Source organism: Pseudomonas sp. NY15356, assembly GCF_048068175.1.
Lineage (GTDB): Bacteria > Pseudomonadota > Gammaproteobacteria > Pseudomonadales > Pseudomonadaceae > Aquipseudomonas > Aquipseudomonas putida_K.
The window spans coordinates 82,872-98,293 of record NZ_JBLUPW010000018.1 but is presented as its reverse complement, the minus strand read 5'-3'; the positions used below and the strand labels follow the sequence as shown (position 1 = coordinate 98,293).

Annotated in this window: 14 protein-coding genes and 1 riboswitch; of the genes, 13 read left to right on the top strand and 1 reads right to left on the bottom strand. The window is 66.3% G+C overall.

What is annotated here, in order from left to right:
* Positions 1–187 precede the first annotated feature (187 nt).
* The gene (locus tag ACNFCI_RS15725) at positions 188–1,495 is read right to left on the bottom strand and encodes a PQQ-dependent sugar dehydrogenase (protein ID WP_416768048.1); all 1,308 of its coding nucleotides are present in this window, start codon (positions 1,493–1,495) and stop codon (positions 188–190) included.
* Between the two features lie 156 nt (positions 1,496–1,651).
* Between ACNFCI_RS15725 and ACNFCI_RS15720 the strand changes: the two genes are divergently transcribed.
* The 13 genes from ACNFCI_RS15720 to ACNFCI_RS15660 all read left to right on the top strand — a co-directional run bounded on the left by ACNFCI_RS15720 (position 1,652) and on the right by ACNFCI_RS15660 (position 15,392).
* Positions 1,652–4,195 (top strand): dermonecrotic toxin domain-containing protein, encoded by a 2,544-nt coding sequence (locus ACNFCI_RS15720; protein WP_368829881.1) that lies wholly within the window; start codon positions 1,652–1,654, stop codon positions 4,193–4,195.
* A gap of 52 nt (positions 4,196–4,247) precedes the next feature.
* Positions 4,248–4,472, top strand: a riboswitch (cobalamin riboswitch).
* A gap of 120 nt (positions 4,473–4,592) precedes the next feature.
* Positions 4,593–5,204: a cob(I)yrinic acid a,c-diamide adenosyltransferase gene (gene cobO, locus ACNFCI_RS15715; protein ID WP_084858796.1), complete on the top strand. Its 612-nt coding sequence runs from the start codon at positions 4,593–4,595 to the stop codon at positions 5,202–5,204.
* Entirely contained in the window at positions 5,201–6,496 is a 1,296-nt protein-coding gene (locus ACNFCI_RS15710) for a cobyrinate a,c-diamide synthase (RefSeq protein WP_368829880.1), read from the top strand. Before cobO ends, ACNFCI_RS15710 begins: the two co-directional genes overlap by 4 nt.
* Positions 6,493–7,143: a 5,6-dimethylbenzimidazole synthase gene (bluB, locus tag ACNFCI_RS15705; RefSeq protein WP_368829879.1), complete on the top strand. Its 651-nt coding sequence runs from the start codon at positions 6,493–6,495 to the stop codon at positions 7,141–7,143. The genes ACNFCI_RS15710 and bluB overlap by 4 nt, the downstream gene beginning before the upstream one ends.
* Positions 7,140–8,048: an adenosylcobinamide-phosphate synthase CbiB gene (gene cbiB / locus ACNFCI_RS15700; RefSeq protein WP_084858799.1), complete on the top strand. Its 909-nt coding sequence runs from the start codon at positions 7,140–7,142 to the stop codon at positions 8,046–8,048. The genes bluB and cbiB overlap by 4 nt, the downstream gene beginning before the upstream one ends.
* Complete coding sequence (cobD, locus tag ACNFCI_RS15695; protein ID WP_084858800.1) at positions 8,041–9,033, top strand: threonine-phosphate decarboxylase CobD; 993 nt, start codon at positions 8,041–8,043, stop codon at positions 9,031–9,033. The genes cbiB and cobD overlap by 8 nt, the downstream gene beginning before the upstream one ends.
* On the top strand, positions 9,030–10,484 hold the full coding sequence (locus tag ACNFCI_RS15690; protein ID WP_368829878.1) for a cobyric acid synthase: 1,455 nt from the start codon (positions 9,030–9,032) through the stop codon (positions 10,482–10,484). The genes cobD and ACNFCI_RS15690 overlap by 4 nt, the downstream gene beginning before the upstream one ends.
* A 1-nt stretch (position 10,485) precedes the next feature.
* On the top strand, positions 10,486–11,007 hold the full coding sequence (cobU, locus tag ACNFCI_RS15685; protein WP_368829877.1) for a bifunctional adenosylcobinamide kinase/adenosylcobinamide-phosphate guanylyltransferase: 522 nt from the start codon (positions 10,486–10,488) through the stop codon (positions 11,005–11,007).
* Positions 11,004–12,059 (top strand): nicotinate-nucleotide--dimethylbenzimidazole phosphoribosyltransferase, encoded by a 1,056-nt coding sequence (gene cobT / locus ACNFCI_RS15680; RefSeq protein WP_324814977.1) that lies wholly within the window; start codon positions 11,004–11,006, stop codon positions 12,057–12,059. The genes cobU and cobT overlap by 4 nt, the downstream gene beginning before the upstream one ends.
* The gene (cobC, locus tag ACNFCI_RS15675) at positions 12,056–12,625 is read left to right on the top strand and encodes an alpha-ribazole phosphatase family protein (protein ID WP_368829876.1); all 570 of its coding nucleotides are present in this window, start codon (positions 12,056–12,058) and stop codon (positions 12,623–12,625) included. The genes cobT and cobC overlap by 4 nt, the downstream gene beginning before the upstream one ends.
* A gap of 1 nt (position 12,626) precedes the next feature.
* Positions 12,627–13,364 carry an adenosylcobinamide-GDP ribazoletransferase gene (locus ACNFCI_RS15670; protein WP_368829875.1) on the top strand — a complete coding sequence of 246 codons (738 nt, stop codon included), beginning with the start codon at positions 12,627–12,629 and terminating at the stop codon, positions 13,362–13,364.
* Between the two features lie 390 nt (positions 13,365–13,754).
* A complete protein-coding gene (locus ACNFCI_RS15665) occupies positions 13,755–14,933 on the top strand; it encodes a glycoside hydrolase family 5 protein (RefSeq protein WP_084858639.1) in 1,179 nt (392 codons plus the stop codon).
* A gap of 54 nt (positions 14,934–14,987) precedes the next feature.
* Complete coding sequence (locus tag ACNFCI_RS15660; protein ID WP_084858640.1) at positions 14,988–15,392, top strand: MarR family winged helix-turn-helix transcriptional regulator; 405 nt, start codon at positions 14,988–14,990, stop codon at positions 15,390–15,392.
* Positions 15,393–15,422: the final 30 nt, after the last annotated feature.

Below are 15,422 nucleotides of genomic sequence, written 5' to 3'. Positions count from 1 at the left end.
CAGCAGCTCTTTGGGGATTTTAGGCAGGTCACGCAGGGGTTTCTTTTTGGTTGGCATACATGCACCTCTTACTCATGTTATGCCCGAACACAAAATTTCTGACACCCTCCCGTGAAGGCGAAAAGCGCCAGTGGCGTCCCCACCAAAAACGAATCCCCACACGGTCTAAAAGCCCAAGCCCAAGCCCTCAAGACCCTCGACTGACCCGCCAAACCACATCCCCCACATCATCCGCCACCAAAACCCCGCCACGCCCATCATTGATCACGCCCACAGGCCGCCCCATCGCCTTGCCCTTGCTGTCGACGAACCCCGTCAACACATCCACCGGCTTTCCGGCAGGCCTCCCCTCATCACTGAACGGCACGAAAATCACCTTGTACCCACTGTGCGGCTTGCGATTCCAAGAGCCATGCTGCCCTACGAACGCCCCCTGTTCGAACGGCGCCGGTAACACCCCCGGCTGGGCGAACTCAAGCCCAAGCGACGCCGTGTGTGGCCCCACCGCATAATCCGGCACGATCGCCTGCGCGACTTTCGCCGGGTCCTGCGGCTCGACCCGCAAGTCCACATGTTGGCCGTAGTAGCTGTACGGCCAGCCATAGAACCCGCCATCCTTCACCGAGGTGATGTAGTCCGGCACCAGGTCGCTACCGATCTCGTCACGCTCGTTGACGGCTGTCCACAACACCCCTGTGCGCGGCTCCCAGGCCAACCCGTTGGGGTTGCGCAGGCCTGAGGCGAAGATCCGATGCTCGCCATTGGCCGGGTCAACCTCCCAGATCGCTGCCCGACCCTGTTCCTTGTCCAGCCCGTTCTCGCCCACGTTGCTGTTGGAGCCGACCGTGACATACAGCTTCTTGCCGTCGCGGCTGGCGATCACGTTCTTGGTCCAATGGTGATTCAACGGGCCGCCAGGCAGGTCCACCACCTTGCGGCCTTCCTGGCGCAGTTGCATGGCGCCCGGCTCATAGTGAAAGCGCAGCAGCCGGTCGGTATCGGCGACATACAGGTCCTTGCCCACCAACGCCATACCGAACGGTGAGTTGAGCCCTTCGATGAAGGTCGTACGGATCTCCGCAACGCCATCATGATCGGCATCGCGCAGCAGAGTGATGCGATTGGCGCTGGGCACACCAGCGCCAGCGCGCTCCATGACCTTGCGCATCACCCAGCCGCGAATCCCCTTGCCATCCTCGGGCTTGGGCGGGGCGTTGGTCTCTGCCACCAGTACATCGCCGTTGGGCAGCACATAGAGCCAGCGCGGGTGGTCCAGGTTTCTGGCGAAGGCGACCACCTGCGTACCGGTAGCCGTTTTGGGTTTGGCACCCTCTGGCCAGCCGATGGCGGGCGCGATGTTCACGGTAGGGAGCAGCGTCTTTCGTGGCTCCGGCAATTGTGGTGAAGGGCCACTGCCGGCGCTGATATCCAGGCGAGCGGACTCGCCGCAGGCGCCCAGGCTGAAGAACAGGGCCAGCAGTATCGAAGTTCGCATCCTGTCCATGCTCGGAATCCTCAACGGAGCTTGTGAAAATTGAGAGTCGGATGCGTCCGAGTAGGTTCATTCGCAGCATGCCGAGACCTATCTACCACCGGCTGAACGGGGCATTGACAACCCTGGTGGGCTCCAGACCACCACGGACCTTACCCCATGCATGACATCCAACAGGCGTTACTGCACAACCTCGAAGTGCTCGGCACCGGACGTGCGCTGGCACAGCTGGCTGACGATTTCCTGGACCACTTTCCCGACCCCTGTCGACTCGCCCGGCGCCACGCCGACAAGATCCTGCGGCGCCATACCGGCAAGGTATGGAACCCGGACCAAGTCTGGTGGCACCAATTCACCGATGCAGCCTCAAGCAGCCGGAGCTACACGGGCTGGGCGCACTACCAACGCCCTATCAAGACCAGGCGTTTCACTGAACTGATGATCGAGCGCTTCGATGTCGGCTTTCAGGACGCCACGGACGAGCTGGACTTGTACGGCGGTTTCTACTCCCAGGGACCGCATGCGCAGCGGTTCGACGAGCGCAACGAGGTGCCCATGCTGGCACGGGATGTCCAGAAGGACTTTTGGAATCTGGACTTCGCCCAGGTCGTGCGTGACGAAGTAGAGACGTTCTGGAAAGTGCGCACCGACGATTTCCGGGTATTGGCCAAGGTCACCCTGTTGGCCCAATGCAAGGAGGCCGAGCGGGCCGGAAGACTCACGGCACAGGATGCCAGGCAGGTTCGTGCACTCGTTTCGAGCGTTCTTGCATCTGCCGAGCGAGCCCCGACGCTCGAGCTGCTGCGCAAGGCGGCAGGGGAAGGGGAGATGCACATCAATGTCTATCGCCCGAGTGTAGGGAGGGCCTGCCTGTACATCCTGCGCCCGACCAGCGGGCGCGTATGGCTGTACATGCCTTACGACGATCAGGCCTTGCGAGCGTTTGCCTCGGAGCAGGCCATGGCGCACTGGTTGCGTGGTTGGGCCACCACTACCGAGGGCATGCAGCGACTCAGGGCAGCGGTGGTTGCCGATGAGCATTTGGGCGACGGCCATGACGCGGCCGAGGACGCCCTGCGACAGCTCGCCGATAGCTCCAGCGATGCCGCAGCCCTGAAGTTGCTCCAGCGATACAGCACGCCGGGCAGCGGCAACCTGTTCAGTCAGCTGGTGGAGGATGCCAGGAGCGACATGTGCCACAACGCCAAGCTGATGGTCGACAACCAGCGATTACGCAAGGCCATGCTCACCGGTTATCTCGCAGCCTTTATCAAGGTTGGCGCCTTGCTGGTGCCGTTGTCGACCGGCATCAGCCTGGCACTGCTGGCGGCATCGGTGACCAAGGTCTGGTTGGAGGTGGATGCGGCTGCCCATGCGCGCAGCCGCCAGGCCCGGCAGGATGCGCTGCGCGGGGCGATCATCGATTCGATCTTCGCCGCGTTGAACATGATCGAACTCGGCTTCGGTGCCAGCCATGCCACCTTGAACTACCGCGCACCATTCCATGAAACGCAGGCATCGCTGGCCGACTGGCAGCCGGTTGCCCATCCCCAAGGCTTGCTCGAGGCCCGGGAAGCGAAAGAAATCCTGGATGGCCTGCAGCAAGGCCGCCAGGCGTTACGCGGTATCCGCCTGGATAGCAAAGGTGAATGCTGGATCGATCTGCAGGGTCGGCCCTATCGCGTGCGCTACAGCACTGAACTGAAAACCTGGCTTATCGTGCCGCCTGACAACCCATTCGCCTTCGGGCCGATACGCCCCGTGCGGCTGAACGATGTAGGCGAATGGGAACTGCTGGGCCCGCCGCGTCTGGCAGGTGGGGCACCGGGAGATGGGCTCGCCCCACAACCCTCCGCCTTTTGGGATGAATACATGCTCACCGATGAGCAGCGCAGCGAGGTCTTGTCCGATGCCGCGCTGGCACGTCAGACCAGCCTGCTCGAGCAGAGCGACATCCCTGAACTTGCAAGCGACGCCGAACCATTGGTCGATGAGGAGGGGTTCGACTATGTCGACGAGCATGGCGCATGCACCTATACCTACAAGCACGATGGACGTTTCAGGAATCACCTGATCGATCTCTACACCATGGATGACGGTATCAATGACTATCTGCGCCAGGGGGTACGGAATTTCAACTATGCGGATGAAGTCAGCTATCTGGACAAGCTCGCCGACGCCCTGGAAAGATTGCCGGCCGATGCCGAAGTCCCCCTGTATCGGGGGGGATGCGGTGAGCGCGGTACCAGCGGCATTCACTTTCGCAGCGGGCGTTTCAACAAAGGTGACATCCTGGTCAATACCGACCTGACGTCTTTCACCGAAAATCCCTACATCATCCGTAAATTCTCAGCCGATACGAACAAGGTTTCGCCTCAAGGCCTGGAGGGTGTCTTCGATGATACCTCCGTGGTGTTCGAGCTACCGGCCGGACGCTACCACAGCGGCAGGCCGATCGCGCCGTTCTCGTCGCATTATGATGAAGCCGAGACCCTTTTCCTGCCGGGAGCGTATTTCCAGATCGATGAAATCAGTGAAATCACCGGCGTGGACTTCCGCTTCGTCAATGTCAGGATCAAACAGGTAGGCAAGCCTCGAAGCGGTCCGGTGTACGATCTGCGCAGCGGTGAGCCGTTCGACAGAGGTGCCTATGTAGAGCGTCTGGGGGCGCCTCATCTGGTAGATCGGTTCTTTGCGCCTTGAGTAAAGTGTCGGGAGCCTCGCTTCATTTGACGCTCCCGATCCAACCCTCTAACCTTCGCGACGTGTTTCAGGTGCCCTGCCAGCCAACGCTGGGCAGGGTGAAACTGGGAAGCCGGTGGGCGCCAGCAAAGGCGCGATTCCGGCGCTGCCCCCGCAACGGTAGGTGAGTCAAAAGCCGCGCAGGGCCACTGGGGACATGCCCCGGGAAGGCGCGCGGTACAGGGGTCCAAGGCCCCGCTCACGAGCCCGGAGACCGGCCTGTCACTGCCAACGGCATCACGGAGGGTGATGCGCGGTGCACCGTGGCGCGTCTGCCACGGCTCCTGCGCGTTCTCCGGCTGCCTGCCTATCGACCTGTCGTCGCCCCATGCGCGGCGACAGCCTGCGGAGAACCCTGATGAGCGATTCCACCGAGCGCGACGAACGTCACCTGGCGCGCATGCAGCGCAAGAAGGCGATCATCGACGAACGTATCGCCAATGCCCCCAACGAATGTGGCCTGCTGCTGGTGCTCACCGGCAACGGCAAGGGCAAGAGCAGCTCGGCCTTCGGCATGCTCGCCCGTGCCCTGGGCCACGGCATGCAGTGTGGCGTGGTGCAGTTCATCAAGGGCCGCAACAGCACCGGCGAAGAGCTGTTCTTCCGCCGCTTCCCCGAACAGGTGCGCTACCACGTGATGGGCGAGGGCTTTACCTGGGAAACCCAGGATCGCCAGCGCGACATCGCCGCCGCCGAAGCCGCCTGGGCGGTTTCGCGCCAGATGTTGCAGGACCCTTCGGTGCAGTTCGTGGTGCTCGATGAACTGAACATCGCCCTCAAGCACGGTTATCTTGACCTCGACCAGGTACTGGCCGACATCCAGGCGCGCCCGCCGATGCAGCATGTGATCGTCACCGGCCGTGCCGCCAAGCCGGAGATGATCGAGCTGGCCGACACCGTCACCGAGATGGGTGTGGTCAAGCATGCCTTCCAGGCCGGAATCCGCGCCCAGAAGGGCGTGGAGCTATGAACCAGGTCCGGCACTGCCCGGCGGTGCTGATCGCGGCACCGGCGTCCGGCCAAGGCAAGACCACGGTCACCGCCGCCCTGGCGCGCCTGCACCGCAACCTGGGCCGCAAGGTCCGGGTCTTCAAGTGCGGGCCGGACTTTCTCGACCCGATGATCCTCGAACGCGCCAGCGGCGCACCTGTGTACCAGCTCGACCTGTGGATGATCGGCGCCGAGGAAAGCCGGCGCCTGCTCTGGGAGGCGGCGGGTGAGGCCGACCTGATCCTGATCGAAGGGGTCATGGGGTTGTTCGATGGCACCCCGTCGAGCGCTGACCTGGCACGTCATTTCGGCGTGCCGGTGCTGGCGGTGATCGATGGCACCGCCATGGCCCAGACCTTCGGCGCCCTGGCCCTGGGCCTGGCGCGCTACCAGCCCGACCTGCCCTTTGCCGGGGTGCTGGCCAACCGGGTCGGCAGCCTGCGCCACGCACAATTGCTCGAAGGCAGCCTGACCGAGGGCCTGCGTTGGTACGGCGGTTTATCCCGCGAGCGCGGCATCGAGCTGCCCAGCCGCCACCTGGGGCTGGTCCAGGCCAGCGAACTCAACGACCTGGACATGCGCCTGGATGCTGCCGCCGATGCCCTGGGTGCCAGTTGTGACGCCGCCTTGCCGCCACCGGTGGCGTTCGACGCGCCTGTGCCTGCGGCCAGCGCCGCGACCTTGGCCGGCGTGCGTATTGGCGTCGCCCGGGACGAAGCCTTCGCCTTCACCTATGGGGCCAACCTCGACCTGCTGCGCCGATTGGGGGCGCAACTGCTGTTCTTCTCACCGGTACATGACCTTGAGCTGCCGCCGGTCGACAGCCTCTACCTGCCCGGCGGCTACCCGGAGCTGCACCACCGCACCCTGGCCGGCAACGCACCGATGCTGGAGGCGATCCGCGCCCACCACGCCCAGGGCAAATCTTTGTTGGCCGAATGCGGCGGCATGCTCTACCTGCTCGACGCCCTGACCGACGTGGCCGGCGAGCGGGCTGAGCTGCTCGGCCTGCTGCCGGGCGAGGCGGTGATGCAAAAGCGCCTGGCAGCCCTGGCCCTGCAAGCGGTGGAGCTGCCCGAAGGCACCTTGCGTGGCCATACCTACCATCATTCCCTGACCACCACCGCGCTCGAGCCGATCGCGCGTGGGCAAAGCCCCAACGGCGGGCGTGGCAACGAGGCGGTGTATCGCATCGGCCGCCTGACGGCGTCCTACGTGCACTTCTATTTCCCCTCCAACCCCGACGCGGCGGCGGCGCTGCTGCGACCATGAGCGAGCATGCCTTCTCCGATGTCGAGCGCGCTGCGGTCTATCGCGCCATCAGCGAGCGCCGCGACATGCGCCATTTCGCCGGCGGCGAGGTGGCGCCGGAACTGCTCGCCCGCCTGCTGGCCGCGGCCCACCAGGCCCCCAGCGTTGGCCTGATGCAGCCGTGGCGCTTCATTCGTATCAGCGAACGCGCGCTGCGTGCGCGTATCCAGGCGCTGGTGGAGCAGGAGCGTGAGCGTACCGCTCAGGCCCTGGGGCAGCGCTCCGATGAATTCATGAAGCTCAAGGTCGAAGGCATCCAGGACTGTGCCGAAGTGCTGGTGGCGGCGCTGATGGACCACCGCGAAGCCCACGTCTTCGGCCGGCGGACCTTGCCGGAAATGGACCTGGCGTCTCTGGCCTGTGCCATCCAGAACCTGTGGCTGGCGGCCCGCGCGGAAGGCCTGGGCATGGGCTGGGTGTCGTTGTTCGACCCCCAGGCCCTGGGCGAGCTGCTGGGTATGCCGGCCGGGGCCAAGGCGGTAGCGGTGCTATGCCTGGGCCCGGTGGTGGAGTTCTACCCGGCACCGATGCTGGTGCTGGAGCAATGGGCGCAGGAGCGGCCCTTGAGCGAAATGCTCTACGAGAACCAATGGGGAGAACGCCGATGAGCGTGGCCTTGCTGACCGTGGCCGGCGTGGCCCTGGATGCCTTGCTGGGCGAACCGAGGCGGCGTCACCCGTTGGTGGCCTTCGGCAACTTCGCTTCGCGCCTGGAACAGCGCCTCAATGCGGGCGGGCGGGGCTGGCGCAGCCATGGCGTCAGCGCCTGGTTCCTGGCCGTGGTGCCGCTGACGTTGCTGGTGCTGATCCTCTCCTGGCTGCCGGGTATCGGCTGGCTGGTGGATGTACTGGCGCTGTATTGTGCCCTGGGCCTGCGCAGCCTGGGCGAGCATGTGCTGCCTGTAGCCGAGGCCTTGCGCCGTGGTGACCTGGGCGAGGCACGCCGGCGCGTGGGTTACCTGGTCAGCCGCGAAACCCGCGAGCTGGACGAGCCCGCCGTGGCTCGCGCGGCCACCGAATCAGTGCTGGAAAACGGCAGCGACGCGGTGTTCGCCGCCTTGTTCTGGTTCGTCGTGGCCGGCGCTCCCGGGGTGGTGCTGTATCGCCTGAGCAATACCCTCGATGCCATGTGGGGCTATCGTAACGAACGGTTCGAGCGCTTCGGCTGGGCCGCGGCGCGTATCGACGATGGGCTCAATTATTTGCCTGCCCGATTGGTGGCGCTGACCTACGCGCTGCTGGGCAAGACCCGCCTGGCCTTGGCCTGCTGGCGCAACCAGGCACCGCTGTGGGACAGCCCCAACGCAGGCCCGGTGATGGCCGCCGGTGCCGGCGCCTTGGGCGTAGAGCTGGGTGGCCCGGCGGTGTACCACGGCGAGCTGCACGAGCGCCCGCGCCTGGGCGAGGGGCCCATGGCTGATGCCGACGCCATCGAGCGTGGCTGGAGCCTGGTCCAGCGGGGCGTGTGGCTATGGCTGTTGTTGATGTGCCTGGGAGCCTACTGGAATGCTTGAACACGGTGGTCGCCTGCTGCGCGCAGTGCGCCGATACGGCATCGCCCGTGAAGATTGGCTCGATCTGTCCAGTGGCATCGCGCCCTGGCCCTATGCGATACCACCGATTCCGCTGGACGCCTGGGCGCGCCTGCCGGAGTCCGAGGACGGCCTGGAGCAGGCCGCGCGCGCCTATTACGGCGCGGCCGAACTGTTACCGGTCGCTGGCTCCCAGGCCGCGATCCAGGCCTTGCCCTGCCTGCGCCCGGCAGGGCGGGTCGGTGTGCTCTGGCCGTGCTACGCCGAGCATCCCCATGCCTGGCGACGAGCAGGGCATTCATTGGTCGAACTGGACGAAGGGCAGGTCGAGCAGATGCTCGACAGCCTGGATGTGCTGGTGTTGGTCAACCCCAACAACCCCACGGGGCGGCGCATCGAGCGCGAGCGCCTGCTCGACTGGCATTCCCGCCTGGCGCGGCGTGGCGGATGGCTGGTGGTCGACGAAGCCTTCATGGACAACACGCCTGCCCACAGTGTGGTCGGATGTGCCACGCGCCCCGGGCTGGTCGTGCTGCGCTCGTTCGGCAAGTTTTTCGGCCTGGCCGGCGTGCGCCTGGGCTTCGTGATGGCCGAGCAGGCACTGTTGCAGCGCCTGGCCGAGCTGCTCGGGCCCTGGACCATCAGCGGGCCCACCCGGGTGCTGGGGCAGGCCTGTTTCAGCGATGGCGCGGCCCATGCGCTGCAGATCGCCCGCTGCGCACAGGCCAGCCAGCGCCTGGCTGCACTGCTGGCCGACGCGGGCCTTGTGCCCGTGGGCGGCTGCGACCTGTTCCAGTACGTGCGCACCGAGCGGGCCGCGCACCTGCAGGATTTCCTCGCCCGCCGCGGCATCCTGGTGCGCCTGTTCGAGCAGCCAGCGGCCGTGCGCCTGGGCCTGCCTGCCAACGCTGCGGATGAGCAGCGCCTGCACCAGGCCCTGGCCGACTACCAGAAGGAATCGGCATGACCACGCTCATGGTGCAAGGCACCACCTCCGATGCAGGCAAAAGTACGCTGGTCACCGCCCTGTGCCGCTGGCTGTTGCGCCAGGGGATCGGCGTGGTGCCGTTCAAGCCGCAGAACATGGCGCTCAACAGCGCGGTGACCGCCGACGGCGGCGAGATCGGCCGCGCCCAGGCGGTACAGGCCCAGGCCTGCCGGCTGGCGCCGCATACCGACATGAACCCGGTGCTGCTCAAGCCCAACAGCGACACCGGGGCCCAGGTGATCGTCCATGGCCGTGCAGTGACCTGCATGAATGCGGTGGCCTACCACGACTACAAAGCCATCGCCATGCAGGCCGTGCTGGCCTCCCACCAGCGCCTGAGCGCCGTCTACCCGGTCGTGATGGTCGAGGGCGCGGGCTCGCCGGCGGAGATCAACCTGCGCGCCGGCGATATCGCCAACATGGGCTTCGCCGAGGCTGTGGACTGCCCGGTGATCCTGGTAGCTGACATCAACCGCGGCGGGGTCTTCGCTCACCTGGTCGGCACCCTCGAATTGCTGTCGCCGAGCGAGCAGGCCAGGGTGAAGGGCTTCGTCATCAACCGTTTCCGCGGCGATATCGCCTTGCTGCAACCGGGCCTTGACTGGCTGGAGCAACGCACCGGCAAACCCGTTCTGGGGGTGCTGCCCTACATCACCGACCTGCACCTGGAAGCCGAGGACGCCATCGATGTGCGCCAGTCCACCCAGCAAGGGCGCCTGCTCAAGGTGATCGTGCCGGTGCTGCCGCGCATCAGCAATCACACGGATTTCGACCCGTTGCGTCTGCACCCGCAGGTCGATCTGCAGTTCATCGGCCCCGGGCAGCCGATTCCACCGGCTGACCTGATCATCCTGCCGGGTTCCAAGAGCGTGCGCGGCGACCTGGCGCAACTGCGCGAGCGTGGTTGGGACGCTGCCATCGCCCGTCACCTGCGCTACGGCGGCAAGCTGATCGGTATCTGCGGTGGCCTGCAGATGCTCGGCCAGCAGGTGCATGACCCGCTCGGCCTGGAAGGCGCCGCCGGCTCCAGCCCCGGGCTGGGGCTGCTGGACTACGTCACCGTGCTGGAGGCCGAGAAGCAGCTGCGTAACGTTTGCGGCACCCTGGGCCTGGAGCAGGCCACGGTCAGTGGCTATGAGATCCACGCCGGCGTCACCCGAGGCCCGGCCTTGGAACGCCCGGCGGTTCGGCTGGTCGATGGCCGCTGTGATGGCGCAATCAGTGCCGACGGCCAGATCCTCGCCACCTACCTGCATGGCCTGTTCGAAGGCCGCCATTCCTGCGCCGCGCTGCTGCGCTGGGCCGGGTTGGAAGATGCCCAGGCCATCGACTACGAAGCCCTGCGCGAGCGGGATATCGAACGCCTGGCCGACTTGGTGGAACGCCACCTGGACACCACGCGCCTGCGTGAACTGTGTGGAGTCGCCTGAGATGCGCAACCTGATCCTCGGCGGTGCCCGCTCCGGCAAGAGCCGCCTGGCCGAACAGCTGGCCGTGGCCAGCGGCCTGCCGGTCACCTACATCGCCACCAGCCAGCCGCTCGATGGCGAGATGAGCGAACGCGTGCAGTTGCATCGCCAGCGCCGACCCAGCGAATGGGGGCTGGTTGAGGAACCCCTGGCCCTGGCCTCGGTGCTGCGCGCGCAGGCGGATACCGGGCGTTGCCTGCTGGTGGATTGCCTGACCCTGTGGCTGACCAACCTGTTGATGCTCGAAGACGACCAGCGCCTGGCCCATGAGCGCGACGCTCTGCTCGACTGCCTGCAAACGCTGCCCGGCACCCTCATCCTGGTCAGCAACGAAACCGGCCTGGGCGTAGTGCCCATGGGCGAGCTGACCCGCCGCTATGTCGACCTGGCCGGCTGGCTGCACCAGGCCGTGGCCGAGCGCTGCGAGCGTGTGGTGCTGACGGTCGCCGGCCTTCCCCTCATGCTCAAAGGACCCGCCCTATGAACCAACCCTGGTGGAGCGCCCCCTGCCAACCGTTCGATACCGCCGCCATGGAGCAGGCCCGTGCCCGCCAGCGACAGTTGACCAAGCCTGCGGGCTCGCTTGGCCAGCTGGAAGGCCTGGCCGTGCACTTGGCCGGCTTGCAGGGCTGCGAGCGGCCATCCCTCGAACAGGTCTGCATCGCGATCTTCGCGGGTGATCATGGTGTGGTGGAGGAGGGGGTCTCGGCCTATCCCCAAGCCGTGACGGGGCAGATGCTGCACAATTTCGTCGGCGGGGGCGCGGCGATCAGCGTGCTGGCGCGCGAGCTGGGGGCCAGCCTGGAGGTGGTCGACCTGGGCACCATCGATCTCGGCCTGGCGCTGCCAGGTGTGCATCACCTGCGCCTGGGCGCCGGTACAGCCAACTTTGCCCGTCAGCCGGCAATGACCGACGCACAGTTGCAGGCTGCTCTCGGTGCCGGGCGTGACAGCGCCCTGCGGGCAGCCGGGCAAGGTGCCCGGTTGTTCATCGGTGGCGAAATGGGCATCGGCAATACCACCGCCGCCGCAGCGGTGGCCAGTACCCTGCTTGGCTGCCAGGCCCGTGAGCTGAGTGGCCCGGGCACCGGCCTGGACCCGGTCGGCGTGCGTCACAAGGCCGAGGTGATCGAGCGTGCCCTGGTGTTGCACGGGCTGCGTGCCGACGACCCGCTGCAGGCGTTGGGCTGTGTCGGCGGCTTCGAGATCGCCGCCCTGGCAGGGGCCTACCTGGCATGCGCACAGCAGGGGGTGGCCGTGCTCGTGGATGGTTTCATCTGCAGCGTCGCTGCCCTGGTGGCTGTGCGTCTGAACCCGCAATGCCGTCCCTGGCTGCTGTTCGCCCACCAAGGCGCGGAGCCGGGCCACCGGGCGGTGCTCGAAGCCCTGGAGGCGAGCCCGCTGCTGGGCCTGGGCCTGCGCCTGGGCGAAGGCAGCGGTGCCGCGTTGGCGGTCCCGTTGATGCGCCTGGCCTGCGCCCTGCACGGGCAGATGGCGACCTTTGCCGAGGCCGCGGTGGCGGATCGCCCGGCATGATCATCGACCTGCTGCGCCACGGCGAGACCGAACAGGGTGGCGGCCTGCGCGGCAGCCTGGACGATGACCTGACCGAGCGCGGCTGGGCACAGATGCATGCGGCGGTGGCCCAGGCCGGCCCTTGGGATGCCCTGGTCAGCTCGCCATTGCGCCGCTGTGCCCGGTTCGCCGAGCAGCTCGGTGCCCGGCTGGCCTTGCCGGTGCAGTGCGAGGCAGGTGTCCGTGAGCTGCATTTCGGCGACTGGGAAGGGCGCAGCGCCGCGCAGCTCATGCAGGACCAGGCCGATGCGCTGGGCCGCTTCTGGGCCGACCCCTATGCCTTCACACCGCCCAACGGCGAGCCGGTGGGCGCGTTTGCCGAGCGGGTGTTGGCGACCATGGAGAACCTTGGTCGCCAGCATGCCGGCAAGCGCGTGCTGCTGATCACCCATGGTGGCGTGATGCGCCTGCTGCTGGCACAGGCCCGAGGCTTGCCGCGCGAGCATTTGTTGCAGGTGGAGGTCGGGCACGGGGCGCTGGTGCGCCTTGCCCTGGCTGCCGATGGCCAGCTGCGCGAGGAGGCCTGACATGTCGCCGTTGTGGATCGCCCTGCAATTTCTCAGCAGCCTGCCCGTGCGCCTGCCGGGTATGCCGGAGCCCCGGCAGGTAGGCCGTTCGCTGCTCTGTTACCCTCTGGTCGGTCTGCTATTCGGTGTGGTGCTATGGCTGGCCAGCCACCTGTTGCAAGGCACTGCCGCGCCGCTGCACGCGGCCTTGCTGTTGACGCTGTGGGTGATGCTCAGCGGTGCCTTGCACCTGGATGGCCTGGCCGACAGTGCCGATGCCTGGCTGGGCGGTTTCGGCGACCGCGAGCGTACCCTGCGAATCATGAAGGACCCACGCAGCGGCCCCATCGCCGTGGTCACGCTGGTGCTGGTCCTGTTGTTGAAGTTCTGTGCGCTGTGGGTGCTGGTGGAGCAGGGCGCCGGTGCGTCGCTGGTGCTGGCGCCGGTGGTAGGTCGGGCGGCACTGCTGGGGTTGTTCATGGGCACCCCTTACGTGCGCCCGGGTGGGCTGGGGCAGGCATTGGCCGATCACCTGCCGAAAGTGGCCGCGGCCTGGGTGCTGGCGGGCACCTCGCTGGCTGCGGTGCTGCTCGGCGGGTGGCAGGTGTTCGGGGTGTTGCTGCTGGCGGTGCTGGTCTTCGCGTGGGGACGGCGGCTGATGTGTCGGCGCCTGGGAGGCACGACGGGAGATACGGCGGGGGCCTTGCTGGAGTTGGTGGAGCTGGCGGTGGTGCTTGGGTTGGCATTTTTCAGCCGGTGAAGTGTTGGGGCGTCAAAGTGTTCGGCGTAGCCGTTTCGGTGCCGGTGAGATCGAGCGCCGCCCGCGCGGCGCATCGCGAGCTGCGCTCGCTCCTACGTTTTTTTCGGCCAGTAACGCCTGTGACAGGCGCGCGCGACCGCCTGGTTCGTACGGCACGATATTGCGTCATGCCCCAAGGCGCCCGCGCGAAAATCCCCCAGGAATAATTGGCCCGAAACAAACGTAGGAGCGAGCGCAGCTCGCGATGCGCCGCGCGGGCGGCGCTCGATCTTTCAGACACTGCCTTCTTAAACGCAGGCACCCTGCAACTTCCCGCAACGTACCTGAACGGTTTCCCAGCCAAGGCAGGCGTATGCTCACGGGCTTCTCAACCGACCAGGGAGCCTTCGCATGCGCCACTGGATACTCGCCAGCGCCCTCGCGCTGGCCAGCCTGCCCAGCGTGGCAGCCGACCTCATCGATTTCTGGGACACGCCACGTCACGGCGGCAACAGCTTCAACCGACTCCCGCCTGACCAGGCGTACTTCGAGGCGCTCAAAGGCTACGGCGCCACCTGGGTTCGGCTTTCCTACGACAAATGGAAGCCCGAGCGGCGTGACTTCCTGATGGGCGATGCCGATGCCTACAAGGGCCTCGTCGCTGCCGACCTGGCAAGTCTCAAGGCCACCCTGGACAATGCCCACGCCGCCGGGCTCAAGGTCGTGATCGCGCCGCTTTCGCTGCCGGGCATGCGCTGGGCGCAGAACAACCAGGGCACATTCGACGACCGCCTCTGGCAAGACAAGGCCTACTGGGCCCAGGCCGCCGATTTCTGGCGCGACCTGGCGCTTGCGCTCAAGGGCCACCCGGCCGTGGCGGCCTATAACCTGATCAATGAGCCCGCTCCGGAAATGCGAGGCGGCCTTGCCGAGCACGCCGAGCCCGGGCGCATGCGCCAGTGGTATGCCCAGGCGCAAGGCAGTGCGCGCGACCTGCCTGCGTTCTATCGTCAGGTGGTGGCGGCCATCCGTGAGGTCGACACCGTCACCCCGGTCATGCTCGATGCCGGTTGGTACGCCGCCGCCGACGCCTTCGGCTACTGGCCGGCGCCGCTGCAGGATGCCCGGGTGCTCTACAGCCTGCATATGTACGAGCCCTATCAAGCCACCAGTGCGCCGAACATGGCCCGCAAGCAGCCGATACCCTATCCGGGGCCTGCGCCTTTCGGCGGCAAGCGTGAGCACTGGGGGGCTGAACGTGTGGCCGAGTACCTGCAGCAACCCCTGGCCTGGGTGGATGCCATGAAGATTCCGCGGTCGCGCCTGGTGGTGGGCGAGTTCGGCTGCATGCGCCAGCTCGCGGGGTGCAAGCAGTACCTGGAGGATGTGCTCACCGTCCTGGACCAGAACAAGCTGCATTGGGCCTTCTACAGTTTTCGCGAGGACAACTGGGACGGCATGGACTACGAGCTGGGGTCGGCCAAGGTGCCCTGGCGCTACTGGCAGGCTATCGACAAGGGCGAGCCGGACCCGCTGGTGCGGCAGGCCACGGCTGAATTCGAACCGATCCGCCAACGCCTGGCTCGCTGACCGGACGCGCGAAATGCCTTGCAACATATTGGGTGCGGGTATATACACGTAACCATGTTGACCAGCGAATGCATCTGTACCCATCTGCGCCGCGCTGCCCGTGGGGTGAGCCGGCACTACGACGAGGCCCTTGTGGGTTTCGGCGTCAATGTCGCGCAGTTTTCCCTGCTTCGTCATCTGCAGCGGCTCGACCGGCCAAGCATCACTACCCTGGCCGAGGCCATGGGCCTGGATCGCAGCACCTTGGGGCGAAACCTGCGGGTGCTGGAGGCCGAAGGGTGGGTGGCCCTGGCCGATGGCGATGACCAGCGCAACCGCCTGGTGTTGCTGACCGCGGCAGGCAAAGCCTTGCTGCAGGCCGCGCATCCGGCCTGGGAGCAGGCCCAGCGCGAGCTTGTGGAGCGCTTGGGGGAAGGGCAGCGGGATGTATTGGTGCGGCTATTGGAACGTTTGGCGTAAAGCCCTTCGATTAAAAGCGGGTATATACCC